The sequence below is a fragment of the Pseudarthrobacter sp. B4EP4b genome (genome assembly GCF_006680095.1).
GTDB lineage: Bacteria > Actinomycetota > Actinomycetes > Actinomycetales > Micrococcaceae > Arthrobacter.
On record NZ_VHIJ01000012.1, the window covers coordinates 36,449 to 61,792 of the forward strand.

20 protein-coding genes are annotated in these 25,344 nt (G+C 67.0%); 13 read left to right on the top strand and 7 right to left on the bottom strand.

The features are described from left to right. Positions 1-6: 6 nt before the first annotated feature. Entirely contained in the window at positions 7-393 is a 387-nt protein-coding gene (locus FNL14_RS04830; RefSeq protein ID WP_050055484.1) for a BlaI/MecI/CopY family transcriptional regulator, read from the bottom strand. A gap of 272 nt (positions 394-665) precedes the next feature. Between FNL14_RS04830 and FNL14_RS04835 the strand changes: the two genes are divergently transcribed. Genes FNL14_RS04835 through cydD form a run of 3 tightly spaced genes read left to right on the top strand, consistent with a single transcriptional unit; the run spans position 666 to position 6,837 of the window. Further along, positions 666-2,267 (top strand): cytochrome ubiquinol oxidase subunit I, encoded by a 1,602-nt coding sequence (locus FNL14_RS04835; RefSeq protein WP_142058194.1) that lies wholly within the window; start codon positions 666-668, stop codon positions 2,265-2,267. A gap of 27 nt (positions 2,268-2,294) precedes the next feature. Then, positions 2,295-3,344 (top strand): cytochrome d ubiquinol oxidase subunit II, encoded by a 1,050-nt coding sequence (gene cydB / locus FNL14_RS04840; RefSeq protein WP_142058098.1) that lies wholly within the window; start codon positions 2,295-2,297, stop codon positions 3,342-3,344. A 1-nt stretch (position 3,345) separates the two neighbouring features. Then, the gene (gene cydD / locus FNL14_RS04845) at positions 3,346-6,837 is read left to right on the top strand and encodes a thiol reductant ABC exporter subunit CydD (protein WP_142058100.1); all 3,492 of its coding nucleotides are present in this window, start codon (positions 3,346-3,348) and stop codon (positions 6,835-6,837) included. An 8-nt stretch (positions 6,838-6,845) separates the two neighbouring features. Here cydD and FNL14_RS04850 read toward each other — a convergent pair whose 3' ends face one another. Both FNL14_RS04850 and FNL14_RS04855 read right to left on the bottom strand, forming a co-directional pair. Next, complete coding sequence (locus FNL14_RS04850) at positions 6,846-7,364, bottom strand: DinB family protein (protein ID WP_142058103.1); 519 nt, start codon at positions 7,362-7,364, stop codon at positions 6,846-6,848. Positions 7,365-7,373: 9 nt separating this feature from the next. Next, positions 7,374-9,881 (bottom strand): DNA topoisomerase (ATP-hydrolyzing) subunit A, encoded by a 2,508-nt coding sequence (locus FNL14_RS04855; protein WP_142058196.1) that lies wholly within the window; start codon positions 9,879-9,881, stop codon positions 7,374-7,376. A 76-nt stretch (positions 9,882-9,957) separates the two neighbouring features. Between FNL14_RS04855 and FNL14_RS04860 the strand changes: the two genes are divergently transcribed. The 4 genes from FNL14_RS04860 to FNL14_RS04875 are packed head-to-tail and all read left to right on the top strand — an operon-like array spanning position 9,958 to position 15,383. Continuing rightward, positions 9,958-12,642, top strand: coding sequence for a GNAT family N-acetyltransferase (locus tag FNL14_RS04860; protein ID WP_142058105.1), 2,685 nt, complete (start codon positions 9,958-9,960; stop codon positions 12,640-12,642). A gap of 41 nt (positions 12,643-12,683) precedes the next feature. Further along, positions 12,684-13,427: a DUF5998 family protein gene (locus FNL14_RS04865; RefSeq protein WP_142058107.1), complete on the top strand. Its 744-nt coding sequence runs from the start codon at positions 12,684-12,686 to the stop codon at positions 13,425-13,427. Then, positions 13,427-14,659, top strand: coding sequence for a nucleotide pyrophosphatase/phosphodiesterase family protein (locus FNL14_RS04870; RefSeq protein WP_142058109.1), 1,233 nt, complete (start codon positions 13,427-13,429; stop codon positions 14,657-14,659). Before FNL14_RS04865 ends, FNL14_RS04870 begins: the two co-directional genes overlap by 1 nt. Further along, positions 14,652-15,383 (top strand): thymidine kinase, encoded by a 732-nt coding sequence (locus FNL14_RS04875; RefSeq protein ID WP_142058111.1) that lies wholly within the window; start codon positions 14,652-14,654, stop codon positions 15,381-15,383. The genes FNL14_RS04870 and FNL14_RS04875 overlap by 8 nt, the downstream gene beginning before the upstream one ends. 147 nt (positions 15,384-15,530) lie before the next feature. On the opposite strand, the gene sepH is transcribed toward FNL14_RS04875, so the two are convergent. Beyond that, positions 15,531-16,904: a septation protein SepH gene (sepH, locus tag FNL14_RS04880; RefSeq protein WP_142058113.1), complete on the bottom strand. Its 1,374-nt coding sequence runs from the start codon at positions 16,902-16,904 to the stop codon at positions 15,531-15,533. Between the two features lie 265 nt (positions 16,905-17,169). Then, entirely contained in the window at positions 17,170-17,658 is a 489-nt protein-coding gene (locus tag FNL14_RS04885) for a DUF3093 domain-containing protein (RefSeq protein ID WP_142058115.1), read from the bottom strand. Between the two features lie 175 nt (positions 17,659-17,833). On the opposite strand from FNL14_RS04885, the gene dut reads away from it, so the two are divergent. The 4 genes from dut (at position 17,834) to FNL14_RS04905 (ending at position 20,377) form a co-directional block, all read left to right on the top strand. Further along, positions 17,834-18,367: a dUTP diphosphatase gene (gene dut / locus FNL14_RS04890; RefSeq protein ID WP_142058117.1), complete on the top strand. Its 534-nt coding sequence runs from the start codon at positions 17,834-17,836 to the stop codon at positions 18,365-18,367. Between the two features lie 117 nt (positions 18,368-18,484). Then, positions 18,485-19,213 (top strand): DUF3710 domain-containing protein, encoded by a 729-nt coding sequence (locus tag FNL14_RS04895; RefSeq protein WP_142058119.1) that lies wholly within the window; start codon positions 18,485-18,487, stop codon positions 19,211-19,213. Further along, entirely contained in the window at positions 19,206-19,568 is a 363-nt protein-coding gene (locus FNL14_RS04900) for a hypothetical protein (protein WP_142058121.1), read from the top strand. The genes FNL14_RS04895 and FNL14_RS04900 overlap by 8 nt, the downstream gene beginning before the upstream one ends. Next, positions 19,565-20,377: a DUF3159 domain-containing protein gene (locus FNL14_RS04905; RefSeq protein ID WP_142058123.1), complete on the top strand. Its 813-nt coding sequence runs from the start codon at positions 19,565-19,567 to the stop codon at positions 20,375-20,377. Before FNL14_RS04900 ends, FNL14_RS04905 begins: the two co-directional genes overlap by 4 nt. A gap of 13 nt (positions 20,378-20,390) precedes the next feature. Here the strand turns inward: FNL14_RS04905 and FNL14_RS04910 are convergent, their stop codons facing one another. Both FNL14_RS04910 and FNL14_RS04915 read right to left on the bottom strand, forming a co-directional pair. Further along, positions 20,391-21,134: a TrkA family potassium uptake protein gene (locus FNL14_RS04910; protein ID WP_091420080.1), complete on the bottom strand. Its 744-nt coding sequence runs from the start codon at positions 21,132-21,134 to the stop codon at positions 20,391-20,393. Next, a complete protein-coding gene (locus FNL14_RS04915) occupies positions 21,131-21,805 on the bottom strand; it encodes a TrkA family potassium uptake protein (protein ID WP_142058125.1) in 675 nt (224 codons plus the stop codon). Before FNL14_RS04915 ends, FNL14_RS04910 begins: the two co-directional genes overlap by 4 nt. Before the next feature lie 121 nt (positions 21,806-21,926). Between FNL14_RS04915 and FNL14_RS04920 the strand changes: the two genes are divergently transcribed. After that, complete coding sequence (locus tag FNL14_RS04920; protein WP_255470700.1) at positions 21,927-23,903, top strand: APC family permease; 1,977 nt, start codon at positions 21,927-21,929, stop codon at positions 23,901-23,903. After that, entirely contained in the window at positions 23,900-25,279 is a 1,380-nt protein-coding gene (locus FNL14_RS04925) for a class I SAM-dependent RNA methyltransferase (protein WP_142058127.1), read from the top strand. The genes FNL14_RS04920 and FNL14_RS04925 overlap by 4 nt, the downstream gene beginning before the upstream one ends. Positions 25,280-25,344 lie beyond the last annotated feature (65 nt).

Genomic DNA, 25,344 nt, shown 5'->3' on the forward strand with positions numbered 1-25,344 from the left:
GGTCCGCTAGATGTGGCCAAGCAGTTTGCGCAGAGTCTCGGCTTCACCTTCGGAAACGGAGCCAATGAAGCGTGCCAGCACGGCTTCACGGTCCGGGGCTGACCCCAGTACTTCGTGCATCAGCTCCGCTGTGTGGTCCTCGCGGCTGGATACTGCCTGGTAGCGGTGCGGACGGGTTCCGCGTTCGCGCTCCACCAGGCCCTTCTTCTCGAGCCGGGACAAAACGGTGAGCACGGTGGTGACGGCCAGTTCCTTGCCTTCATGGCCGGCGCTGCCATCCTGCCCCGCTGACGTCTGTGCCAGCCGATCCCGCAACGTGTTGGCGGTGGCTGCTTCATGGCCCGCCCAGAGCAGGTCCATCACTGCCCGTTCCAGTTCACCAAGACTAGCCATTTGCACTTTTCCTTTGTTTCCCCGCACCACTGCCATGGACAGCGGTGACATCATGCGTTTTGCTACTACTACAGGATCCAATTTACCCCGATTCCGTTTCACTTTCTACATCGGGTAGAACACGAGCAGGTCACGGCCCCACTGCACGCGCGGCGGAGCCGCAGCCCCAGTTTTTACAGTGCTGCCGGCGTTGTTCTACACTGTGTAGAAGTTAGAGTTTCTACAGAACGTAGAAAACCTTCGCCCGGACAGTAGGGACCGCCATGGACGCTTTGGACGCTCTGGAAATCGCACGCTGGCAATTCGGCATCACCACCGTCTATCACTTCATGATGGTTCCGCTCACCATCGGCCTGGGCCTGGTGGTGGCCGTCATCCAGACCATCTGGCACCGCACCGGAAAGCCCGAATACCTCCGGATGACCAAGTTCTGGGGCAAGCTCTTCCTGATCAACTTCATCATGGGTGTGGCCACCGGCATCGTCCAGGAGTTCCAGTTCGGCATGGCCTGGAGCGAGTACAGCCGGTTTGTGGGTGATGTCTTCGGGGCGCCGCTGGCACTGGAGGCGCTGCTGGCCTTCTTTGTGGAGTCCACCTTCCTGGGCCTGTGGATCTTCGGCTGGAAGCAGCTTAAGCCCGCCATCCACCTCGCCTGCCTCTGGATCGCCGTCGTCGGCTCCGTGTTCTCCGCATACTTCATCATCGTGGCCAACAGCTGGATGCAGCACCCCGTGGGCGTCGAGATGATCGACGGCCGGCCGGTCATGACCGATGCCTGGGCAGTCTTCACCAACAACACCGCCCTCGTTGCCGTACCGCACACCCTTTTCGGCGCACTCGCCGTGGCCGGCGGCTTCCTGCTTGGCATCGCCTGGTACCACCTCTGGCGGAGGCGGCGCGACGGCGTGGACACCGTGGGTGCCGACGGCAAGGTCATTGCAGGGGAAGCAGCAGAGATCCCCGGCCGTGACCGGGACGACCACAAGGTCTGGCTCCGGTCCCTGCGGATCGGCGCCGTGGTGGCCATGATCTCCTTTGCCGGAACCGCCCTTACCGGCGACCTCCAGGGCAAGCTCATGTTCGAGCAGCAGCCCATGAAAATGGCCGCCGCCGAAGCAGCATGCCACGACGGCACCGGATTCTCGGTCCTGAGCATCGGCAACATCGGCTCGCAGAGCTGCGACGACATTGTGGCCCTGATCGAGGTTCCCGGCATCCTCTCCTACCTGGCCAAGGGCGATTTCACCACCGAAGTCCAGGGTGTTAACAGCCTGCTGCCCGAGTACAAGGAAAAGTACGGCACGCACCTTCCGGACAACCCGATCTACGGCGAGCGCGCCGGGCAGGAAATCGACTACCTTCCCGTCATGGAGGTCACCTACTGGGGCTTCCGCATGATGATCGGCTTCGGCGGCCTCGCGGCCCTCGCAGCCCTGGTGGCCCTCTGGCTGACCCGCAAAGGCACCGTCCCGGAGTCCAAGTGGCTGATGCGGCTTGCCGTCTTCGGGATCCTTGCCCCGTTCGGCGCCAACGCGGCCGGCTGGATCTTCACCGAGATGGGCCGCCAGCCGTTCGTAGTGGCACCGAACCCGGACCCCAGCGGCATCGACCAGGTGTTTATGTTCACGGCAGCCGCAGTTTCGCCCGGTGTCTCCGCCGGTGAACTCATGACGTCCCTGGTCACGCTGACCGCCATCTACGCCGTGCTGCTGGTGGTGGAGGTCAAGCTGCTGGTCAAGTACATCCGGGGCGGCGTGGTGTCCGCGATGCCGGAGCTCGTCCACGCCCCGGTGGACGAAAACGAAGACGCCACCCCCGGGCCCGGCGGCCCTGGCGGCAAACCGGCCGACGACGTCCTGGCCTTCGCCTACTAGCCCCGCCACGAGCAGAGGAAACAAAGAATGGAACTGCTGCCAACCATCTGGTTCATCGCCATCGCAGTGCTCTGGACCGGGTACCTCTTCCTGGAGGGCTTTGACCTGGGCGTGGGCATGCTGATGAAGCTGTTCGCCCGGAACAACACCGAACGCCGCGTCCTGCTCAACACCGTGGGCCCGGTGTGGGACGGCAACGAGGTGTGGCTCCTGACCGCCGGCGGTGCCACCTTCGCTGCCTTCCCGCTCTGGTACGCCTCGCTGTTCTCCGCCCTGTACCTGCCGCTGCTCGTGGTCCTGGTGGCACTGATCTTCCGTGCCGTGGCCTTCGAATACCGCGGCAAGGTGGACACCGAGCAATGGCGGGCCCGGTGGGACTGGGCCATTGCCCTGGGCTCCTTCTTCGCGGCCTTCGGCGTGGGGGCAGCGCTTGCCCTGACCACCACCGGCCTTCCCCTGAACGCCAACGGCGACCGCGAGGGCGGCCCGTTCGCGTGGTTCAACGGCTACGCGGTCCTCGGCGGACTCGCCGTCGTCGGCTTCGCGCTGGTCCATGCCCTGGCCTTCCTTGCCCTGAAGACCGACGGCGAGGTCCGCCACCGTGCCCGCGCATGGTTTGTCCGGCTGCTCCCCGTCCTGCTCCTGCCCATCGCGGCGTGGGCGGTGACGGTGCAGGTCCTCGAAGGAAAGCCCTGGACATGGGCGCTGGTCCTGCTGGCGGTAGCGGCGGCAGCCGCAGCCTGGTCGATGGCCCGGAAAGGTGCGGAGGGAAAGGCGTTTGTGGCCCTGGGAGCATTCCTGGCCCTGGGCTCCGCATCCATCTTCGGGGCGGCGTTCCCGGTGGTGCTGCCCTCCACCCTTAATGAGGCCTTTGACCTCACCATTTCCAACGCCTCATCCTCGGACTACACTCTGGGCCTCATGAGCGCAGTGGCCGCGTTTGGACTCCCGCTGGTCATCGCCTACCAGGCCTGGACCTACTGGGTCTTCCGAAAACGCGTCAGTGCTGCCCACATCCCGGAGGCCCACAGCTTCCTGCCGGCAATCGCCGCCAAGGCTTTTACCACCAAAGGCTGACATGCGCCCCACCTTCCCGCCCGGCCCGGCCACCCGTTCCGCCATCTACTGGCTGGGACTCCTCGCCGCCCTCAAGGCGCTCTCCCTGGTCCTGATCGGCCAGGCGGTAGCGTCGGTGCTCGCCGGCCTGGTGGCGGGGAACCCGGCGTGGGCGGAGCAGATCGCCGCCGGCATGGCTGGCGTGGTCCTCCGTTCGGTGACCGTGTGGGGACAGGCCGTTGCGGCCCGCCGCGCAGCACTGGGCATCAAGGAGGAACTCCGCGCCGGGCTGCTGGACAGGGCACTGCGCAACGGCGTCCGTGGCACGGGACCGGCCGACGGCGGACTGGCCGTGCTGGCCACCCGCGGACTGGACGCGCTGGACAGCTACTACACGCAGTTCCTGCCCGCCCTGGTGAACTGCGCCGCGGTTCCACTGCTGGTGGGTGCGCGGATCCTTTTCGCTGACTGGGTTTCCGCGGTGGTCATCGTCCTGACCGTTCCGCTGGTGCCGCTGTTCATGGTGCTGATCGGCCGGTACACCGAGGACAATGTCCGCGAAGCACAGGCCGCCCTGGCCCGGCTCTCCACGCACATGCTGGAGCTGGCCAAGGGACTTCCTGTGCTGGTGGGCCTCGGACGTGCCTCCGCCCAGCGGAAGGCGCTGGAGGAGATCTCCGAGGAATACCGGTCCCGCACCATGGGGACCCTGCGGACCGCATTCCTCTCGGCCCTGGCGCTGGAACTGATCGCCACCATCTCCGTTGCCGTGGTGGCCGTGTTCATCGGTGTCCGGCTGGTGCACGGCGACATGCCGCTTGAAGCCGGACTGCTGGCCCTGATCCTGGCGCCGGACTGCTACCTGCCTTTGCGCGAGCTTGGCACCGCCCACCACGCCAGCGACGACGGCAGGGTGGCGCTCGCCGAAACCACCGCCGTCACCGGGGCCCCCGAGCCGCAGCCGCTGCCCGCAGCCCGCGCCGGCCGGCCAGGTGCCCCCATCACCGTCACCGCACTCACGGTGAGTTACGACGGAAGGCCGCAGCCCGCCGTCGGCCCGCTCACCTTCACCGCGCCGCAAAGCCGGATCACCGCCCTGGACGGCCCAAGCGGAGCCGGCAAGAGCACCGTCCTGGGTGTCTTGGCGGGGACCATCGGGCATGGAGCGGGTACTTCCGTCAGCGGCGCCATCTCCGGCCTGGACCGGCACGACATCGCCTGGGTCCCGCAGCACCCTGTGATGGTGGCGGAAACGGTCCTCGACGAGGTTGTGCTGTACCTGACCGGTAAGACGGGCATAGAGGCCAACCGTCCTCGCCGGCACGCCGCCGAGGCAGCCGCCCGAGTCTGCCTGGCGCGGGCAGCGGCCGCCCATCTTGCCGGCAAGCACCCGGCAGAGCTCAGTCCCGGCGAACTGCGCCGCGTGGCGCTGGCCCGCGGGCTGGCCCGGATCGAGGCCGGCGCCACGGTGCTCCTGCTGGATGAACCCACTGCGCATCTTGACGATGAGTCGGCGATGCTCGTGGAGGACACCATCAGGAACCTCCGCGGGCAGGTGACGGTCATCCTGGTAGCCCACGAGGAACGCACGCGGGCGCTCGCCGAACACCTCGTGCCCGTGGCCGGAAGCGGCCTCACATCCCCGGCTCCTGCGGCAGCGGTGCACGCCGGCCCGACAGCTGATCCGAGCAGCAGAAGCTCGGCAGCGGTCTCCGCGAAAGCCCGGCCGGATGCAACGGAACCCCTGGCGGACAACGCGGAGCAGGGCAACACCACCCAAACCAGTGCCAGCCAAGCCAGCCCCGTGCACCTGCTGTCCGCACTCCTGGCGCCCGTGCAGGGCAAGTTCGCGGCCGCAGCAGTGGTGGGGACCCTGGCGGCGGTCTTCGCCGTCGCCCTGTCCGGATTGTCCGGCTGGCTCATTATCCGCGCTGCCGGGCAGCCGCCCATCCTGTACCTGCTGACCGCGATCGTTGGCGTGCGGTTCTTCGGGATCGGCCGGGCGGTGTTGCGGTACTGCGAACGGTTGCTCCTGCACGATGCCGTGTTCGCGGCGCTGACCCGGCTCCGGGGCCGGCTTTGGGAGTCGCTGAGCCGGCGCGCGCTGCCGCTGCGGCGCCTGCTGCAGGGCGGCAACGTCCTGGGAACGGTGATTGACGACGTCGATACCGTCCGCGATCTCCTGCCGCGCGTGGTCCTGCCGCCGGTCACGGCGCTGGCAGTGGCTGTGCTGGCCCTTGTCACCACGTCGGTGCTGGTGCCTGCCGCGCTTCCGGCCGTGCTCGGTGCCTGCGCGGTGAGCCTCCTGCTCGCCCCCGCAGCAGCACTCTGGGGCGACCGCAAGTCCGCCACCGCTGAGCAGCTCCTCCGCGCCGGTGTCCTGCGGCGCGTGGCGGCAGCCCTTGACGCCCGGGCTGACCTGCACGCGAACGGCGCAGCTTCCCGCGTCCTGGATGGCCTCCGCGCCCAGGACCGCAACGCCACTAATGCTTCCCAGCGGTCGGCCTGGGCGGACGGCCTGGGCCAGGCCCTCACCACGGCTGCCTGCGCAAGCGCCGCGCTCGGAGCCGCCTGGCTGGCGGGCCCGGCCGTGCTCGCTGGCCAGCTTGCCCCGGAAACAGCAGCAGTGGTGGTCTTGCTGCTCCTCGCGCTGGTGGAACCTTTTGCGGCGATGACGACGGCGGTACGCCAGTTCCCGGCGCTGCGGACCGTCATGGAGCGGGTGGCGGAGTCGGGCGCCCTGGACGACGCGTCCGGCAGCGGCGAGGGTGATGGACTCCAGACTGTTCCTGCCCGCCCGGGCGGCCGTCCCGGCGTCGAACTGGCCGGGCTGTCAGCGGCCTGGCCAGGCGGTGCACCCGTGTTCGCCGGGCTGGACGCCGTGGCTGAACCCGGGCGGTGGCTGGCCGTGACCGGCCCGTCGGGGTCGGGAAAGTCCACCCTGCTGTCAGTCCTGCTGGGATTCCTTCCCGTGGCCGCAGGGCGGATCGGCGTAACTGGCCGTGCCGCGTGGTGCCCGCAGGAAGCACACCTGTTTGATTCGACGATCCGCGGCAACCTCCTCCTCGGGAAGCCCGGCAACGAAACAACCGACGACAAAGAGCAGGCAGATGCCCGGCTGCTGGAGGTGCTCGCATCGGTGGGCCTCACCGGTCTGCTGGAGCGGTTGCCGGCAGGCCTGGATACGAGGATCGGGCCGGGCGGGGCGTTCCTGAGCGGCGGGGAGCGCCAGCGCCTGGCCGTTGCCCGCACCCTGATGACCGGGGCCGAGGTGATCCTGCTGGATGAGCCCACCGCGCACCTGGATGCGGAGTCCGCCCGGGCCATGCTGGCGGATCTCCGGCAGGGACTGCGCCACCGCACCGTGGTGCTGGTGACGCACAACCCGGCTGATATCCGGCCCGAGGATGCCCGCCTGGTGCTGGCGGCCGGTTCGGAAAACCCGGGGTCTGAGGACCCACGTGCAAAGGGCTCCGCTTCAGGAACCGCTGGTGGACACCTGGTGCCGTCCTAGGCGGGGGATCAGCCGTCCACGTCGTGAAGGTGGTGGACCACGTCGTGCAGGAAGTACTGGGACAGCGTCAAGACCGTGAATTCGGAGCCGTTGCTGCGCAGCCCTTTGCGGCCCCACTCTGACTCCCGCACGGCGGCAAAGGACTCGGCGGCCTGCTTGCCTTCCGCCGTCAGTTCGGCGCTGACAACGGCGGGATCGGCGTTGGCGTAGTCCTTGTCGACGGCCGTCTGGTCCTGGTCCCAGTTCTCGAACCGGGCGTCGTCTGAATCCAGCATCAGGTTCAGCCGCTGGTCAAACAGGCTGAACACGTCCCGGACGTGGCAGGCGTACTCCAGCGCTGACCACGTGTGGTCATCCGGGCGCTCGGCCACGCCAGGGCGGCGGAGAACGGCGCGCCAGCGCGGCAGCATGCTCTCGATTGTCCCGGGCACCGTGGAGGGCGTGGTCGTGGAGGCGTCGAACGAGCATTCCGGGCAGGGACGGGTCAGCACCCAGGTCCAGTCCTTTTCATCAGGAACGATAGGCATGGAAGCAGTCTAAGCGGGATCGGGCCAGGCCATGGCAGGGCCCACCGCATCCACCGGCTGGGACAGCGGGACACCCGAACCGTCGCGCCGGCCGTGCTCCTGGGGAAGGGACCGCGCTACGCCGGCGGCGGACGAAGCCTTGGCCGGGCCGTGGCCGGCCCACGCCAGCAGGAGGATGTCCTCACCCTTCAGGAACCGGTGCGCGCGGACGCCCGCCGTCGCACGTCCCTTGGCCGGGTATTCGGAGAACGCCGTCACCTTGGCGGTGCCTGGAGCAGTTCCCGGCAGGGCGCCTGTGGTGCCGGCGATGGTCACCACCACGGCCGCTTCATCCTTGGGATGGATGGCGCCGAAGAACAAGACCTTGTCACCCGCGGCGAGTTTGATGCCGGCCATTCCACCGGCCGTCCGGCCCTGCGTCCGCACGGCGGCAGCCCCGAACTTGAGCAGCTGGGCCTGGCTGGTGAGGAACACCAGTTCGGCGTCGTCCTCGCCGGCAGGCGCCACGCCCACCACGAAGTCCATGTCCTTGAGCGAAATGATTTCCCAGTCCTCGCGGTTCAGGGGGTAGTCCGGCTGGACCCGCTTCACCACGCCCTGCGCGGTGCCGATGGCCAGGACTTCGTCCAGCCGGGCGAAGGCCACCAGGAATTCCCCCTTCTGCAGGGTGATGAAGTCCTTCGCCGGGACACCGCCGGCAAGGTTGGGCAGGCCGGAAACAGGGGGGAGGACCGGCATGTCCATCACCTGCAGGCGGAGCATGCGCCCGGAGGAGGTAACGGCGGCAATCTCGCCGCGTGCCGACGTCTTCACCACGGAAGTGAACACGTCGTGTTTGCTCCGGGGCCCGGCTTCTGCCAGGGGCTCCTGGTTGCTGGTGCGGGCGATCTGGCCGGAGGCGGTGAGGATGGCCCAGCAGGGATCGTCGGCGATCTCCAGTGCCAGGGGCACCGCCTTGCCCTTCTTGCCCGGGGCCGCGAGTTCGGCGGCCACGGTGGGGGAGACGGCTTCGGATTCGAGCAGGAGGGTGCGGCGCGGTGTCCCGTGCTCCTCCGCGATGGCGCCCAGTTCGTCCGAGACCAGGGTGCGCAGCCGCTCGTCCGAGGCGAGGATGGCTTCCAGTTCCGCGATCTCGCGGCGCAGCTCGTCCTGTTCCTTCTCCAGCTCGATCCGGGAGTACTTGGTCAGCTGGCGGAGGCGCAGTTCCAGGATGTAGTTGGCCTGGATTTCGGTGAGGTCGTAGATGGACATCAGGCGGGCGCGGGCGGCGGCTGCTTCATCCGAGGAGCGGATGATCTGGATGACCTCGTCGATGTCCACGATGGCGATGAGCAGGCCCTCCACCAGGTGGAGGCGGTCCTTCTTCTTCCCCAGCCGGTACGCCGTGCGCCGGCGCACCACGTCGATCCGGTGGTTCACGTAGACAGTCAGCAGCTGCACCAGGCCCAGGGTCTGCGGCTGGCCATCCACCAGGGTCACGTTGTTGATGCCGAAGGAATCCTCCATCGGCGAGTAGCGGTAGAGCTGCTGGAGCACGGCGTTGGGGTTGAAGCCGTTCTTGAGTTCGATCACCAGCCGCAGCCCGTGCTTGCGGTCCGTCAGGTCAACGATGTCGCTGATGCCGGTCAGCTTCTTGGCGTTGACGGCGTCCTTGATCTTTTCGATGACCTTTTCGGGGCCCACCATGTAGGGCAGTTCCGTGACCACCAGGCCCGTCCGGCGGGCCGAGAGCTGCTCGACCTCCACCTTGGCGCGGGTCTTGAAGGAACCGCGACCGGTGGCGTAGGCATCGCGGATGCCGTCCAGCCCCACGATCCGGCCGCCGCTGGGCAGGTCCGGGCCGGGGACGAACCGCATGAGGTCATCCAGGGTGGCGTCCGGGTTGGCAATCAGGTGCCGGGCGGCGGAGATGACTTCCACCAGGTTGTGCGGGGCCATGTTGGTGGCCATGCCGACGGCGATGCCCGTGGCACCGTTGACCAGCAGGTTGGGGAACGCGGCGGGGAGGACTTCCGGCTGGGTCAGCTGGTTGTCGTAGTTGGGGACAAAGTCCACCACGTCCTCATCGAGGTGGTCGGTGAGGGTGAGGGCGGCGGCAGCCATGCGGGCTTCGGTGTAGCGCGGGGCCGCCGGGCCGTCGTCGAGCGAGCCGAAGTTGCCGTGCCCGTCGATCAGGGGCAGCCGCAGGGAGAAGTCCTGGGCCATGCGCACCATGGCGTCGTAGATGGCGGTGTCGCCGTGCGGGTGCAGTTTGCCCATGACCTCGCCCACCACGCGGGCGCTCTTGACGTGGCCGCGGTCCGGGCGCAGGCCCATGTCGCTCATCATGTAGAGGATGCGCCGCTGCACGGGTTTCAGGCCGTCCCGGGCGTCCGGAAGCGCGCGGGAGTAGATCACCGAATACGCGTACTCCAGGAAGGAGCCTTCCATTTCGGAGGTCACATCGATGTCCACGATGTTCTCCGTGTAGGGCGTGCTGTCTTCCACAGCGGGGGTGGAACTTTGGCGGCGGGCCATGGGGGTTGGTAAATCCTTCTGGGTACTGAGCAGCGAACGGGGGTGTGCTGCCATAGTTTTTGGCTAGGCTAAGCCTATGGTGGATCAGCCCGGGGACGGCGAATATCCGGAACATTGGGAAGCCGATGTCGTACTGCGTGACGGCGGAACGGCCCACCTGAGGCCAATCCACCCGTCCGATGCCGATGCCGTCCAGGCCTTCCATATCGGGCAGTCGCAGGACTCAATCTACATGCGCTTCTTCGCGTTCAAAGCCAGGTTGTCCAGTAAAGAGCTTAAGCGCTTCACGGAGGTTGACTACAAAGACCGGGTGGCTTTTGTGATCACCATCCGCGGCGAAATTGTCGGCATCGGCCGGTATGACCGGCTCGATGACCCCGCCGAGGCCGAGGTGGCATTCAACATTTCCGACGCCCACCAGGGCCGGGGGATCGGCTCCATCCTGCTGGAACACCTGGCCGCGGCCGCCCACGAAAACGGGATCCGGCGGTTCAGCGCCGAGGTGCTGCCGGAGAACCGGAAGATGCTGATGGTGTTCTCCGACGCCGGGTACGACGTCCGGCGGCATTTCGACGACGGTGTGGTCAGCCTCGAGTTCAACATCGATCCCACCGAGAAGTCGCGGGCGGTGATGGAATCCCGCGAGCACCGTGCCGAGGCGAGGAGCGTGCGGGACCTGCTGACGCCGTCGTCCATTGCCGTCATCGGTGCCAGCCGCAAATGGGGCACGGTGGGATACCAGCTGCTGGAGCACATCATCGAAGGCGGGTTCCACGGCCCGGTCTACGCGATCAACCCCGAAGCGCTGGAGCTTGCCGGCATGCTGTCCTTCGGCAAACTGTCCGAGGTTCCGGAGCCCGTCCAGCTTGCCGTCGTGGCCGTGCCCTATGAGGAAGTGCCCGCCGTGGTGGCGGACTGTGCAGCCGCGGGCGTCAGGGGACTTGTGGTGGCGTCGGCAGGCTTCGCGGACGACGGCGAACGCGGCCTTCTGCGCCAGCGTGACCTCGTGCGGCAGGCGAGGGCCAGCGGCATGCGCGTGATTGGGCCGGCCTCCCTGGGCATCGTGAACACCAACCCGGACGTGTCCCTGAACGCCTCCATGGCGCCTACGCTGCCGCTGCGCGGGGGACTGGGCCTGTTCAGCCAATCAGCGGCGATTGGTGTCTCGCTCTACGCTGCCTCGAGCCGGCGCCGGCTGGGACTCTCCACATTCCTGTCAGCCGGGAACCGGGCCGATGTTTCGGGCAACGACATGATGCAGTACTGGGAAGACGATCCCGACACGGCCGCCGTCGGCCTTTACCTTGAATCGATTGGCAACCCGCGCAAGTTTTCCCGGCTCGCACGGCGGCTGGCCCGCACCCGCCCGGTGATCGTTGCGAAGTCCGACGCCATGGGGCTGCGGCTGCCGCCGGGGCATGCCGTCCGGACCACGCAGGCGCCTTCCGGGGCGCTGGACGCCATGCTGCGCCAGTCCGGAGTGATCCGGGTGGAAACCATCGAGCAATTGATGGACGTGGCGCAGGTGGTGTCCGGCCAGCCCCTTCCCCTGGGGCCGGGACTCGCGATCTTCAGCAACTCGCACGCGCTGGGCAATGTGGTGGCGGACAGCGCCTCGTCCCAAGGGCTCACCGTCGAAGAACTGGTGACGGGCGTGGATCTCGACGCCGGGCAGTCGGTTGCGCTGCCTGCCCTGCGCGCCAGCCTGCTCAAGGTGCTGGAGCAGGACGATGTCCACTCGGCGGTGGCCGCGCTCCTGCCCGCGCGGGGACTGACCGTGGACAGCATCGCCGAAATACTGGCCGAGTGTTCGGCCATAGCCGGCAAGCCCGTGGTGGCGGCGTTCACCGGCATCCTGGACGCGTCGATTTACGTGGAGGGAATGGTGGGTTCGCATGAACGCGCCGTGCCTTGCTTCTCCAATCCGGGTGCTGCGGTGGCTGCGCTCGCGGCTGTGGCCAGGTACTCGGAATGGGTGTCCCGGGACCAGGGCCATTTTGTGGAGCCCGACGGCTGCAGCCCGGAGCTCGCGCGGACCGAACTCGAAGCCCTGCTGCGGGACGTTAAGGGCGAGCAGCTCAAACGCCTGGATCCTGCAGCTACCGCCTCATTGCTGGGCCACTACGGCATCACGGTGCTGCCTTCCGTGGGCTTTGACACTGCGGATGAGGCAGTGCAGGCGGCGGAATCGCTTGGCTGGCCGGTGGTGTTGAAGACCACCGATCCTGCCTTGCGGCACCGGCTTGACCTCGGCGGCGTGCGTTTGGACATCCAGGATGCCGATTCGCTGCGGCAGAACGTACTGCAGATGCGGCGGGTCCTGTCCAACTATGGCGACCCCGCGCTGGAAGTGCAGAGCATGGCCCCGGTTGGCCAGGCGTGCACGTTCCGGGCCATCGAGGACCCGCTGCTGGGGCCGGTCATCTCGTTCGGGCTCGCCGGGGACGCCGTGAACCTGCTGGACGACTGGTCGCACCGGGTGCCGCCATTGTCCGCGGCGGACGTGGACGACTTCATCCGCGGCCCGCGTGCCTCGCGGAAGCTGTTCGGTTACCAGGGCCTGCCGGCCGTGGATGTGGCTGCGCTGGAGGACCTGGCCGGCCGGCTTGCCTGGCTGAAGGACAACCATCCAGAAATCGCCCTGGTGGAATTCAACCCGGTCCTGTGCGGCACGTCGGGTTTGACCATCCTTGCCGCGGACATCCGGATCGGCAACCCCGCCCAGCGCACGGACAGCGCGCGCAGGGCCATGCTGGGCTGACGCGGTTAGCAAGAGTCCGGCCGATCTGTGAAAATGGGGTAATGAGCTCACAGCCTCCCGCTTCGGCGCCCGAAACGCCCGGCAACGAAACCCAGGCAGTCCGCCACCACAGCTCACACAGCCACACCGCACAAGGCCAGAGCCTGGAAGGCGCCCTGCAGAAGGCCGGCTTCTACCCCCGCCTCGTGGCAGATGTTGTGGACGACGCCCTGGACGGCCGCGACTGCGTGGCGCACCTGGTGCACCTGGAGACCCACTTCGACCGCGCCGAAGTCCGCCGCCACATTACGGTGCTGGTACTGACCGCGGACATGCTTGTCATCACCCACGTCGATGACCAGCAGCTTGATGAAGCCGGCGAACAGATTGTGGCCCAAATTTCCACTGAATCCGTCCCCGTGGCCCAGATCCGCTCCGTGGTGCTCAGCTACATGTACTCGCAGCCGCAGAACTACAAGCCTTCCGACCCCGTCCGCGAAGTCACCTTGTCCATTGCGTGGTCCGGCGGGCAGCGCCTGGATATGGGACCCGCCAGTTGCGGCGACCCCCAGTGCGAAGCAGACCACGGCTACAGCGGCACCATTGCCCAGGAGGACATCGTCCTGCGGATCAGCGCCGAGGCGGACGGGCTGCAGGCAGTCCAGGACGCCAAGCTCTTTGCCCGGGCACTTCGGGCCGTGAACACAGGGTCGCCGGCCCCGCAGCCGCACGTCCAGTCCATGCCGCCGCGGCCGCGTGCCGGTGTTTTCGGCAACCGCCTCAGCCGCGGGCACCAGCAGCGCTGATGCCCGAAGACCGCCAGCCGACAGATATCGTTCCGCCCGCCCGGCCAGGCCTCGAGTTTGTTATGCCGCCGGCCCCCGCATACGGGCAGCGTTCCATTGCCGAGGTGCTCACGAGCGCCGCGGCCAGCATGGGTTTGGACGGGTTCGCCAACACGCTCGGCCTTCCGGCAGCCTCGCGGGTGTGCGTTGTCCTCGCCGACGGGCTGGGCCGGAACCTGCTGAAGCAGAAATCCGCCCACACGCCGTTCCTGCGCTCCGTGATGCAGGCCGGGCAGGGCGAAGTTCCCGTATGGCTCGATTCCACCTTTCCGTCCACCACCGCAGCGGCCTTATCCAGCTTCGGCACCGGCCAGGCTCCGGGCCAGCACGGCATGGTGGGCTACGACGTCCTCGATCCGCGGCAGGACAAGGTGGTCAACCTGCTGGGGAACTGGGATCCCGGCGTCGACCCCGCCGCCTGGCAGCCCTTTCCCACCGTGCTCGAACGCGCTGCGGAGCATGTGGATGTCACCACCGTGAGCCTTCCGCAGTTCGCGGATTCCCCCATGACCCGCGCCGCCCTGCGTGGCGGCAGGCATATTTCCGGAGTCACTTCGCATGCCCGCACGGCCTCCGCAGCCGAGGCCATGGCCTCTGCGGGTCCGTCGCTGATGTACTTCTACGTGAACGAACTGGACAAAGCCGGGCACCGCCACGGCTGCCAGTCCGAGCAATGGGAGCACCAGCTCGAAGAGCTCGACGCCACCGTGAAGCGCCTGAGTAATACCCTGCCCGCAGGCACCACTATCCTGCTCACGGCGGACCACGGCATGCTGGATGTCCCCGAGCAGCAACGGATCGACTACTCCGCCGAACCTGCGCTGCTGGAGGGGGTCCGGCACACGGCCGGCGAACCGAGGATGGTCCACCTTTACCTTGAAAATGGAACCGGCCCGGACGTCCGGGACCGGCTGCTCGCGGCATGGCGGGCGCGTTTCGGTGACCGGATCTGGGCCTTCACCAGGGAGGACGCCATTGCGGCGGGCCTCTTCGGTACGGTGCGTCCCGCCGTCGAAGGCAGGATCGGTGACGTGATGATCGCTGCACGGGATCCACTGGCGCTGTACGACACCCGCCGTGTCCGTCCCGCCGCCATGGAAGTGGTAGGCCAGCACGGTTCCTTGACCAAGGCTGAGCGGGAGGTCCCCCTGCTCTGCTTCCCAGCCGGCGGCAGGAGCCCCCGGCGTGGCTGAACTGGTCTTTTTCTCCGGCACCATGGACTGCGGAAAGTCCACCTTGGCCCTGCAGATGGACCACAACCACCGCGCCAGGGGACGCGGCGGCGTACGGTTCAGCCGGAACGACCGCGCCGGGGAATCACGGATCTCCAGCCGCCTGGGCCTGCAGACCGACGCCGTAGAGGTGCTGGACAGCACGGACTTCTGGGAGGAAGTCATGCTGCGCCGCACCCAGGGGCAGCGCATCGATTACCTGATTTGTGACGAGGCCCAGTTCTACACGCCGGAGCAGGTGGAACAGCTGGCGAAGGTGGTGGACGAGATTGACGTGGACGTCTTCGCGTTCGGCATCACCGCAGACTTCCGCACCAGACTGTTTCCGGGCTCCCAGCGGCTCGTGGAGTTGGCGGACCGGGTGCAGGTCCTGCAGGTGGAGGCACTGTGCTGGTGCGGCCGCCGCGCCACGCACAATGCCAGGACGGTCGACGGCGTGATGGTCACCGAGGGTGCGCAAGTGGTGGTTGGTGATGTGGACATGGCGATGGACGCCGCCCCTGGAACGCCTGAGCTGGACCATGATCCGGTGGTGGGATACGAGACGCTGTGCCGCCGACATTACATGCGGCGGGTGACTGCCCACGGGGCCGCCCTGATGGGCCGGCAGGATCCGCTGCTGCCGTTCGAGGTTGATGCGTGCTTGTGGCGTGGCTCCGGCGGTACAGGAGCATCAGGGGCTTAGGGCCGGCCTGACTCTCCGCGGCGACGCCACATGGCGCTGCTGCGCTTCGGCGCCGGCGACTTTTGCCGCTTACTGCTCCTTCGTCGCTCTGACGCAAGCTACACAGATGACCCCGGCACCTACGCTGGGTGCCCGGCCTCTGACCGCCTACTCGCTGCGCGTGCCGAACACAATCTCGTCCCAGGACGGAACGCTCGAACGCTTGGGCCTGCCCGGCTGGCGCTCGGGTGCGCTGGTTTCCGGGAGCTGGCCGGTAACGGGGGAGCTGTCGTCGGGCCGGGGAGCCGGACGCCGCGGGTTGTTGCCCAGTAACTCGTTCAGGCCAGCGCCACTGGAGGGATTGACGCTTTCGGAAGAGGCAGCGGCGCTCCCGCCAGCCTCACTGCTGCCTTCGTCCCCGGAAACCTGCCCCTGAGTGCCGCCCGAGGGCCGCTGGGGGGAGGCCACAATGGTGATCTCGCGGGTTTGGGTGCTGACGCCGTCGTGCAGTTTGAGGGCATCTTCCATCGCCTCCCGGTGCGGAGGTATGAGGCTGAGCCGCGACAACATGGAAGGCCTGGCATCACGCCGCCGGGTGAAGGAGTTGGCCTGGGCGGCTGGAGTTTCGGTGGTTTCCTCTGGCGACTCGTCGGCATGCTCCTCAGCCTCGGGGATGACCTCCGACGGCCGGGGGTGGGCGGCGGGGACGCCATGGGTCAGCAGCAGCGCCAGGGCGTCGTCGGAATCCTCGTCCACACCCAGCCGCTGGCCCCGGCGGGACCGCAGCATGTCCAAAAGTCCATCCGATTCCTTGCCGTCGGGTTGGCCCTCGGCGCCCGGTGACGGGCGGGTGGAATCGGCGTCGGTTTCAAAGTCGAAGGGGCGGTCGGTGACGGCGGAGAGCCTTCGGGCCGGAACGGGCCCGTCCAGGGGCTCGAGCTCGCTGAGCTGCTGGGCCCAACGGTTGGCATTGTGCAGCGACTTCCGGGTAGGACTGAATGTCCAAAGTGCTGGCGGTTCTTCACCGATCCCGGCTTTTCCACCGGTGTTTGCCTCGAAACTGGCCGATACTGTCCACGTGCCATCCTGGCGCCGCCAGGAATCCCACTCCACGGAGGAGGGGTCGATGCCGTGGGCAGAAAGCCTGTGGGCGACCATGTCATCCAGGGTGGCCGGATTGTCGCCGAACGCGGACCGGTAGATGTCGTGGCCGGGCGAAGGGGAAGCCACTTCCACCTTGCGGGCCTGCTGGGCCACGTACTCGCGTTCCGCCAGTACGGGTCCCTCGTAGCGTTCCACTTTTGCCAGCGGCAGGCCGGACAGCTCGGCCACCTCCGCAGCCGTGGCGCCGGCCCGGATACGGGCCTGGATGTCCCTCGGGGACAGGGGAATGGCGGGCCGCTCGGCAGCAGGCCTGGGAGCAGGCCTGCTTGCGGTCCTCAGCGCTTCATCGATCGGCAGCTGGAACATCTCGCCGCCGGCCCCGCTCAACAGGAGATGCGTCCCGTCGTCGTGTACGCCTACAAGCCGTAGATCCTGCATACAAATCCTCCACCCTGGCATTACTATCAACCGAAACTCTGCCACCCGGTGAACCCGTTTTGGGTCAAGGGGCAGGGCGCGCCGCGATATTCCGGCTGCCCGCTGTGCTGGGGAGCTGCAACTGGCAAAGCCACTGGTCTTCCATACGGACTCAAACGCGACGCCTGCAGCCTTGGAATGTGTTGGGCAGCAAGCGCAGGCAGTACGACGGCGGGACTGGCACCTGCAGTCGGCGTCACTTATGCGCCAGGGCAGGCAGCCCGGGTCACCTGCGTGCCAAGGCCGCCGTCAGTTTGTCCGGATGCCGCGAGGAGGTCAGCCAATACGGGGTCTGGTCCGACGGATCCGTGATCTGGATCTTGACCACGGGGTCAATCCAGCCCCGGATGCACAGGTAGGCCAATCCGTTGAGCCGGGTTCCGCGTTCTGCCGTGGCCTCCTCTTTCCGGAACGCCTCCACTGCACCCACAAAACGCCGTTCAATGCTGGCCCGGCCCACGGTCAGCGAATCGTCAGTCACCACAATGGCCGGGGTGGACAGGACCAGGAGGATGGCGATGATTGCGAAGAGCACCGCTGCGGCCGTGTATCCCGCCGTCATGCTGATGGGTGCGAACACCAGGATGCCGGCCCCCGCCACACCGGCAGAGATGATCCAGATCCACACGTTGGGCCACAGCTTCTCCCGATAGATCACCGGCGCCCCTGGGGAAGGTATCTCGGGCACGGGCGCAGGGGAGGTTGATTCGGGCATAAGCCAAGCTTTCCATTTTTGCCCGGCTATTTCACCTTGGCTCAACCCGGCTGTTTCCCTTGCACGCAACCCTTCCCTCACCGGTACCCCGTGAGAAGCGAAACCCCCGCCGGTACCGCGCTCCCGGCCGGTGGACCTAGGACTGATTTGGGGGCGCGGGTTAGAGTGAGTGACTGTGACTGATCATCCCGCCACAGTAGACACGTTCCCTGACGAAGCCGCCGCGTCCGCGGTTCCGGCCACCCTCGGCGCTCCCACCCTGCAGGTCCAGCTGAAGATGCTCGACCCGGAGCTTGAGGCGCCGTCCTATGCCCACCCGGGCGACGCCGGTGCGGACCTCCGTGCACGCGAGGATGTTGTCCTGAAACCGGGGGAGCGGAAACTTGTCCCCACGGGCGTGGCCATCGCCCTCCCCGACGGCTTCGTTGCGCTGATCCACCCCCGCTCGGGCCTGGCCACCAAACACGGCCTCACCATCGTGAACGCTCCGGGAACGGTGGATGCGGGCTACCGCGGTGAAATCTCCGTCACCCTGCTGAACACCGATGCGACGCAAAGCATCGAGCTGCGCCGCGGCGATAGAATTGCCCAGATGGTCATTCAGCGTGTTGAGTACGCGCAGTTCGTCGCTGTCGACGAACTGAGCGGGTCCGTGCGTGGCTCGGGAGGATTCGGTTCCACGGGCGGCTTCAACGTGCCAGGCGCCTGAACCTTTTTCTTCCCCCCAGCCGTTCCCAGGTCAGGAATGTTTCCTGCCGGACGGTCATAAAGCACCACGGCGGGACCCCCACGGGCCAGCCCGGCAACCAACTAAGGAGACACCCAAATGGTCTTTGGGCTCGGCAGGAAAGCCAAGAAGGAACAAGCAGCCGAACCGGATGAACTGTTGCCTGCCGCGGAGACCGCGCAGGAGGCGAAGGACAGTTCCGGACACCGTGCGGACGGCCCTTTCGATGAGTCAGAAATCAGCAGCCGTGATGGCTACGTTGACCTGGGCGCGCTCCTGATCACCCCCAGTGAAGGGCTCCAGCTCCGGCTCGAGGTGGAAGAAGCGACGCAGCGCGTCGTCGCGGTCACCATGGACCTGAACGGTTCCAGCCTCCAGCTCCAGGCATTCGCAGCCCCCAAGAGCGAGGGCCTCTGGGACGAGATCCGGGAACAAATCGGCCAGTCCGTCGGTGTCCAGGGCGGCCAGGTGGAGGAGATCGACGGTCCCTTCGGAACCGAGCTCGTGGCAAAACTGCCCGCAGGCCTGCCGGACGGGAGCCAGGGCTACCGGGTGGCCCGCTTCATTGGCGTGGACGGCCCCCGCTGGTTCCTGCGCGGCGTCCTGGGCGGAGCCGCGGCACTGGAACGGCCCGCCGCGGAACCCCTCGAAGCACTGTTCCGGCAGGTAGTGGTGATCCGGGGAGACAACCCGATGCCGCCGCGCGATCTGCTGCAGCTGCGCCTGCCCAAGGACGCTACCCCGACGCCGCCGCCAGGCGCGGCAGCACGTCCGGAACCATCACTGCAGGAACCTGAACGTGGTCCTGAAATCACCCAGATTGGCTGATATCGCATCAGGTGGAGCCCCGCTTGGCGACAGCGGAGATGTTCCCCTCAGCCAGTTGCCGGTCAAGGGACGCGTTGTGTGCCGCGGGTGGATCGAATCGGTCACCTACGTTCCAACCGACCGGACCGCGGAGTTCAGCGCCATGGTCTCCGACGCCGATGCCCGCCACCGCACCGCCGGCGCCGCTGCAGGACAGCCCGCCAGGCTGCGCGTGGTATGGCTGGGACGGCGGCGCGTACCCGGTATCGACGCCGGCACCGAGGTGCGGCTGGAAGGAATGCTCTCGGCGGTGCAGGGCCTGCCCACGATGTTCAACCCACGCTACGAAATACTGTCCCGCCAGGAGAATGAATGACCGTGCCCAATCCAGACCCTTCCACTGGACCTGGACCCGACGGCCAGGAGGCCGGCCAGGCAAAACCGGAAGAGGGGCGGATCCCTGGCGAGGGCGAGACGCCGTCGCCGATGGCAGGACTTGCTGCCGAATACGCTGCGAAGGCGGGGCTGCACCGCACGCATGACGGACGTGTGGACGTACTGCGCAGCGCCGGCGGAGTCCAGGGTATTGCCGAAAGTATCCTGCCGGGCCTGGTGTTCCTCGTGGCGTACACCATCAGCCGGGACCTCACTGTTTCACTCGTGGCCGCCTTGGCCGCTGCCGCGGCGTTCACCGTGGTCCGGCTGGTGCAGCGGCGCCCCCTGACGCAGGCATTGGCGGGTGTGGTGGGCGTGGGCATTTCCGCCTGGCTGGCGAACACTACCGGCAAGGCTGAGGACTTCTACCTGCCGGGCTTTTTCACCAACGCGGCCTACATCGTGGCCATGGTGATTTCGATCCTGGTCAAGTGGCCGGTGGCCGGGCTGTTGTTCGGGTTCATCCGCAACGAGGGCCTGGACTGGCGCAAGGAACCCGCGCGGCTCAAGGCTTACCGGCTCGGCACCTGGATCATCGTTGCCGTCCTGGTGCTCCGGCTTGTGGTCCAGGTACCGCTCTATCTCCTGGGACCCGAGGGGCTGGCCGCCCTCGCCACCACCAGGCTCATTATGGGCGCTCCGCTGTACATCCTGGGCATCTGGGTGGCCTGGCTCATCACCCGGCCGGCACCGGCAAGCACGGGGGCAGAGGACGGCGCAGCCTCAACGGACGCAACAGCCCGCGACTAGCCGTCGAACAGAACTAGCCGTCGAACCCGTCGTCCTCCGGGCTCTGCTGCTCTGCGTGGCCCGTGCCGGCGTCAACCCGCGGCCGCGGCGGTTCCGAAGAATCGGGAGAGAGCAGCGCGCGAAGCTCGTCCTCCGCGGCAATGGTGGTGACAAAGAACAGTTCGTCGCCACCGTCAATAACGTCGTCGCGGCTCGGCGTAATCGGTGCGTGGTCCCGGAGGATGGCCACCAGGGTGGAGTCCTCGGGCCACTGGATGTCGCCCACCGTACTGCCGATAACGTGGGAGTCGTGCGGAACGGTGAACTCCACCAGTGAGGACACGCCGGTCTGGAGCGTCAGCAGCCGGACGAGGTCGCCAATCTCCACAGCTTCCTCCACCAGCGCCGTCATCAGCTGGGGAGTGTTAACGGCAACGTCCACGCCCCATGAATCGTTGAACATCCAGTCGTTCTTGGGATTGTTCACCCGGCCCACAGTGCGGCCAACTCCGAATTCGGTTTTCGCCAGCAGGGACACCACCAGGTTGACCTTGTCATCACCGGTTGCCGACACCACCACGTCAGCGTCCTCCACCTTGGCGCCCTGCAGCGTACTCAGCTCGCAGGCGTCGCCCACCAGCCAGTGGGCGCCGCGGAGCCCGCTGCGCCCAATGACCTCAGGCTTGAGGTCGATCAGCAGGATTTCGTGCTTGTGCGCCAGGAGTTCCCGGGCGATGGACGACCCGACACTGCCGGCACCCACAATCACAACTTTCATTGGTACTCCTTGGCGGGTGCTTTGGCGAGGATCTGGGCGACTTGGGCGCTGCGGTCTACCTGCAGCATGGCGTGGACGGTATCGCCGTCCTGGTAGGCAGTACCGGCGTCGGGAAGCAATCCTTCGCCGAAGCGGGTGAGGTACGCGATGCGGATGGCGGCCGCCTTTTCGATGCTGCTGATCCGGTGGCCGATCCAGCCGGCGTCGAGATCCAGTTCGGCCAGCACCAGGCGTCCTGAAGGCTCCCGGAAATCGCCGGCCAGGTGCTGTTCGGGAAGGATGCGCCGCAGCACCTGGTCTGCGCTCCAGCGGACCGCCGCCACGGTGGGGATTCCCAGGCGCTGGTAGATTTCGGCCCGGCCGGGATCGTAGATCCTGGCGACAACATGGGGGACATGGAACGTTTCCCTGGCCACGCGGGTGGCAAGGATGTTGGAATTGTCACCGCTGGAGACTGCGGCGAAGGCGTACGCTTCGGCGACGCCGGCCTGCTTGAGGGTGTCCCGGTCGAACCCCACTCCGGTGACCTTGCGGCCCGTGAAGCCCTGGCGGAGCCTGCGGAAAGCGCGGTCGTCCTGGTCGATGATGGCCACGGAGTGCCCGGCGTCTTCAAGGGTGTGCGCCAGCGTGGCCCCTACCCGGCCACATCCCATGATCACGAAATGCGCCACCAGTATCTCCTCTTGTTTCTTTCCGGTTCGTCCTGCCGCTAGAACTCTACCGTCAGGGCCCGGAATGCCGCTGTTCACCGGCCGTCATGACACAGCCCGGGAATCAGACTAGCTTTGTGGGGTGCTGACAATATTCAACGCGGTCAAGCGCGTGCTGGTGGGACGGCCGTTCCGGAACGACCGGATGGCCCACACCCTGCTTCCGAAAAAGATCGCACTTCCGATTTTCGCGTCGGACGCGCTGTCCTCGGTGGCCTATGCGCCGGACGAAATCCTGCTGACCCTGGCCCTGGCCGGTGTCAGCGCTGTGGCGTTCTCGCCGTGGGTTGGTTTGGCCGTGATGGTGGTGCTGCTGACGGTGGTGGCCTCATACCGGCAGAATGTCCACGCGTACCCTTCCGGCGGCGGCGACTACGAGATCGCCAACGAGAACCTGGGCAAGTTCGCCGGCCTCACGGTGGCGTCCGCCCTGCTGGTGGATTACGTGCTGACCGTCGCGGTGTCCATGTCCTCGGCGGCCGCGTACCTGACGACGGCGATCCCGTCCCTGCACGGCCGGCAGGCCGTGATTGCCACGATCGGCGTCGTCATCCTCGCCCTGGTCAACCTGCGCGGCATCAAGGAAGCCGGCAGCGTGTTCGCGGTTCCCACCTACATCTTTATGGCATCCATCTTCGGTATGACCGCTGTAGGCATTTTCCAGGCCGCCACCGGGCAACTGGGCGAAGCACCGTCCGCAGCCTTCACCATTGTCCCCGCGGCGGGCTTCGACGAGGGGCTGGTGGGCCTGGCGGGCGCCTTCCTCCTGCTGCGTGCCTTCTCTTCCGGGGCCGCGGCACTCACCGGAGTGGAGGCCATCAGCAACGGCGTCCCCAACTTCAAAGTCCCCAAGAGCAAAAACGCCGCCACCACGCTGCTGCTGCTGGGCGTTATCGGCGCAGCCATGCTGGCGGGCATCATCTACCTGGCCAACGCCATCAAGGTCCACATTGTGCTGGACCCGGCCAAGGAGTTCCTGCTCAACGGAAACCCGTTGCCCGAGGACTACATCCAGAACCCGGCCATCAGCCAGATCGCACAGACTATCTTTGGCCCCGGCTCCATCCCGTTCTATATCGTGGTGGCTGCCACCGGCGTCATCCTGGTTTTCGCCTCCAACACCGCCTTCAACGGCTTCCCTGTCCTGGGCTCCATCCTCGCCCAGGACGGTTACCTTCCGCGCCAGCTCCGCACCAGGGGCGACCGGCTCGCCTTCAGCAACGGCGTCCTGGCCCTCGCCGCCGGCGCCCTGGTGCTGATCATCGCGTTCAACGCCGATGTCACAAAACTCATCCAGCTCTACATCGTGGGCGTCTTTATCTCCTTCACCGCCAGCCAGCTGGGCATGATCCGGCACTGGGGCCGGGAACTGAAACTGGCCAAGGACAAGGCTGTGCGGCGCCGGATGGCGAAGTCCCGGGCCATCAACACCGTGGGCTTCGGCATGACCGCCCTGGTGCTGGTGATTGTGCTCATTACCAAGTTCGAGCAGGGCGCCTGGATCGCGCTGCTCGCCATGTTCGTCCTCTTCCTGATCATGTGGAGCATCCGGGCGCACTATGACAATGTGGCCAGGGAACTGGCAGTGGACGCGGATTCCTCACCGCGTGCCCTGCCCACCCGCGTCCATGCCGTCCTGCTGGTGTCCCACGTCCGCAAGCCCGTCCTCCGGGCCCTGGCTTACGCACGCGCTTCCCGGCCATCAAGGCTGGACGCCATCACCGTGGACATCGATCCCGAGGAAACGGCGCACACGGTGGCTGACTGGGAGAAGCTGGACATTCCGGTGCCGCTGACCGTGCTGGCCAGCCCCTACCGGGAGACCGTCACGCCCATCATGGAGTACGTCAAGCAGATGCGGCGGGATTCACCCCGGGACCTCGTGGTGGTGTACATCCCCGAGTACGTGGTGGGTAAGTGGTGGGAGCAACTGGTCCATAACCAGACCGCCCTGCGCATCAAGACCCGGCTGCACTTTGAGCCCGGCGTGATGGTGGCCAGCGTTCCGTGGCAGCTCAAATCATCCGAAGAAGCGAAGAACCTGCAGGACGTGCAATGACCGCAAAGACACAAACCCAGCCGGCACCCACCGGAGAAACCGGCACCGAAGTAGTGCTCGACGTCGGGCCCGTTGCCCACGGCGGCCACTGCGTGGCCCGGCACGAGGGCCGCGTCATATTTGTCCGCCACGCCATCCCCGGCGAGAAGGTGCGGGCCAGGCTCACCGACGCCGACGACAAGGCCAAGTTCTGGCGGGCTGACGTGGTGGACGTCCTTGAAGCCTCGCCGGACCGGATGGACCATTTCTGGCACCCGGCCGATTCACGCCGCGCCTGGGGGCACGGCCACCCGCCGGTTGGCGGAGCCGAGTTCGGCCACATTGCACTGGCCCGCCAGCGCAGCCTCAAGGCAGATGTGCTCACCGAACAGCTCAAGCGGCTCGCCGGCGTCGAGCAGTTGCCGGACAGCTGGGCAGGAACGTCCGTGGAGGCAGTAGGGGACGCGTCCGACGGCGGCAGCGGCCTCGGGTGGCGGACCAGGGCGAGCTTCTCGGTCACCCCCGGCGGCAAACTGGGCATGCACGCCCACCGGTCCGGCGACATCATCCCCGTGCGTGAGATGCCGCTGGCCATCGATGCCATTAATGACCTGCGCCTGTGGGACATCGACCTGCAGGGCGTGGACCGGGTGGAGGTGGCTGCGCCTGCCAACGGCTCGCGCCCGCTGGTACTGCTGGCCCCGGCGGAGGGCACCAAGCCGAAACGGCTCAACGCCATCGCCGCCCAACTGCCCGACGACGTATCCGTGGCTGCTTTTGATCCCCTGACAGAGGCCGTTGAGCGGGTGCGCGGACGGCAGTGGGTGCAGGAATCAGCGGCCGGCCACGACTACCGGGTGACCGGCGCCGGGTTCTGGCAGATCCACCGCGACGCGCCCGGGACACTTGTGGGGGCTGTCACAGAATTCCTTCAGGGCGGCGGCTTCCTGCATCCCGGCGCCGTCGTGGCGGACCTGTACGCCGGAGCGGGCCTTTTCACGGCGGTCCTTGCCGATGCAGTGGGTGAAACCGGTTCCGTCCTGTCCGTTGAAGGCGCCCCGGGCACCAGCCGGGATGCACGAAAGAACCTGCACGCAGCGCCGCACGTGGAGATCATCCAGGGCCGGGTGGAGCGTGTCCTGCGCCAGAAACCGCGGGATTTCGATGCCCTGGTCCTTGACCCGCCCCGGGCAGGCGCCGGGAAAGCCGTGGTGGGGCAGCTTGTTGCCTCGCACCCGCGCGCCATTGCCTATGTGTCCTGCGACCCGGCGTCGTTCGCCCGTGACGTGGGGTACTTCCGGCAGGCCGGCTGGGAGCTCTCGGCCCTGCGGGCCTTCGACCTCTACCCCCACACCCACCACCTCGAGACGGTGGCTTTGCTCACTCCGGTTCCCTGATGCCCTAACGTATTTCGACTACTATGGCGGTAGTAGTCCCACGTCGCGCTCCGTAATCACGGCCG

What these genes read in the sequence shown, in the direction of transcription:
- FNL14_RS04830 (WP_050055484.1), bottom strand. Translation starts at nt 393, where the DNA reads ATGGCTAGTCTTGGTGAACTGGAACGGGCAGTGATGGACCTGCTCTGG.
- FNL14_RS04865 (WP_142058107.1), top strand. Translation starts at nt 12,684, where the DNA reads ATGAGCTCACAGCCTCCCGCTTCGGCGCCCGAAACGCCCGGCAACGAA.
- FNL14_RS04860 (WP_142058105.1), top strand. Translation starts at nt 9,958, where the DNA reads ATGGTGGATCAGCCCGGGGACGGCGAATATCCGGAACATTGGGAAGCC.
- FNL14_RS04850 (WP_142058103.1), bottom strand. Translation starts at nt 7,364, where the DNA reads ATGCCTATCGTTCCTGATGAAAAGGACTGGACCTGGGTGCTGACCCGT.
- FNL14_RS04855 (WP_142058196.1), bottom strand. Translation starts at nt 9,881, where the DNA reads ATGGCCCGCCGCCAAAGTTCCACCCCCGCTGTGGAAGACAGCACGCCC.
- sepH (WP_142058113.1), bottom strand. Translation starts at nt 16,904, where the DNA reads ATGCAGGATCTACGGCTTGTAGGCGTACACGACGACGGGACGCATCTC.
- FNL14_RS04910 (WP_091420080.1), bottom strand. Translation starts at nt 21,134, where the DNA reads ATGAAAGTTGTGATTGTGGGTGCCGGCAGTGTCGGGTCGTCCATCGCC.
- FNL14_RS04895 (WP_142058119.1), top strand. Translation starts at nt 18,485, where the DNA reads ATGGTCTTTGGGCTCGGCAGGAAAGCCAAGAAGGAACAAGCAGCCGAA.
- FNL14_RS04885 (WP_142058115.1), bottom strand. Translation starts at nt 17,658, where the DNA reads ATGCCCGAATCAACCTCCCCTGCGCCCGTGCCCGAGATACCTTCCCCA.
- FNL14_RS04925 (WP_142058127.1), top strand. Translation starts at nt 23,900, where the DNA reads ATGACCGCAAAGACACAAACCCAGCCGGCACCCACCGGAGAAACCGGC.
- cydB (WP_142058098.1), top strand. Translation starts at nt 2,295, where the DNA reads ATGGAACTGCTGCCAACCATCTGGTTCATCGCCATCGCAGTGCTCTGG.
- cydD (WP_142058100.1), top strand. Translation starts at nt 3,346, where the DNA reads ATGCGCCCCACCTTCCCGCCCGGCCCGGCCACCCGTTCCGCCATCTAC.
- FNL14_RS04870 (WP_142058109.1), top strand. Translation starts at nt 13,427, where the DNA reads ATGCCCGAAGACCGCCAGCCGACAGATATCGTTCCGCCCGCCCGGCCA.
- FNL14_RS04905 (WP_142058123.1), top strand. Translation starts at nt 19,565, where the DNA reads ATGACCGTGCCCAATCCAGACCCTTCCACTGGACCTGGACCCGACGGC.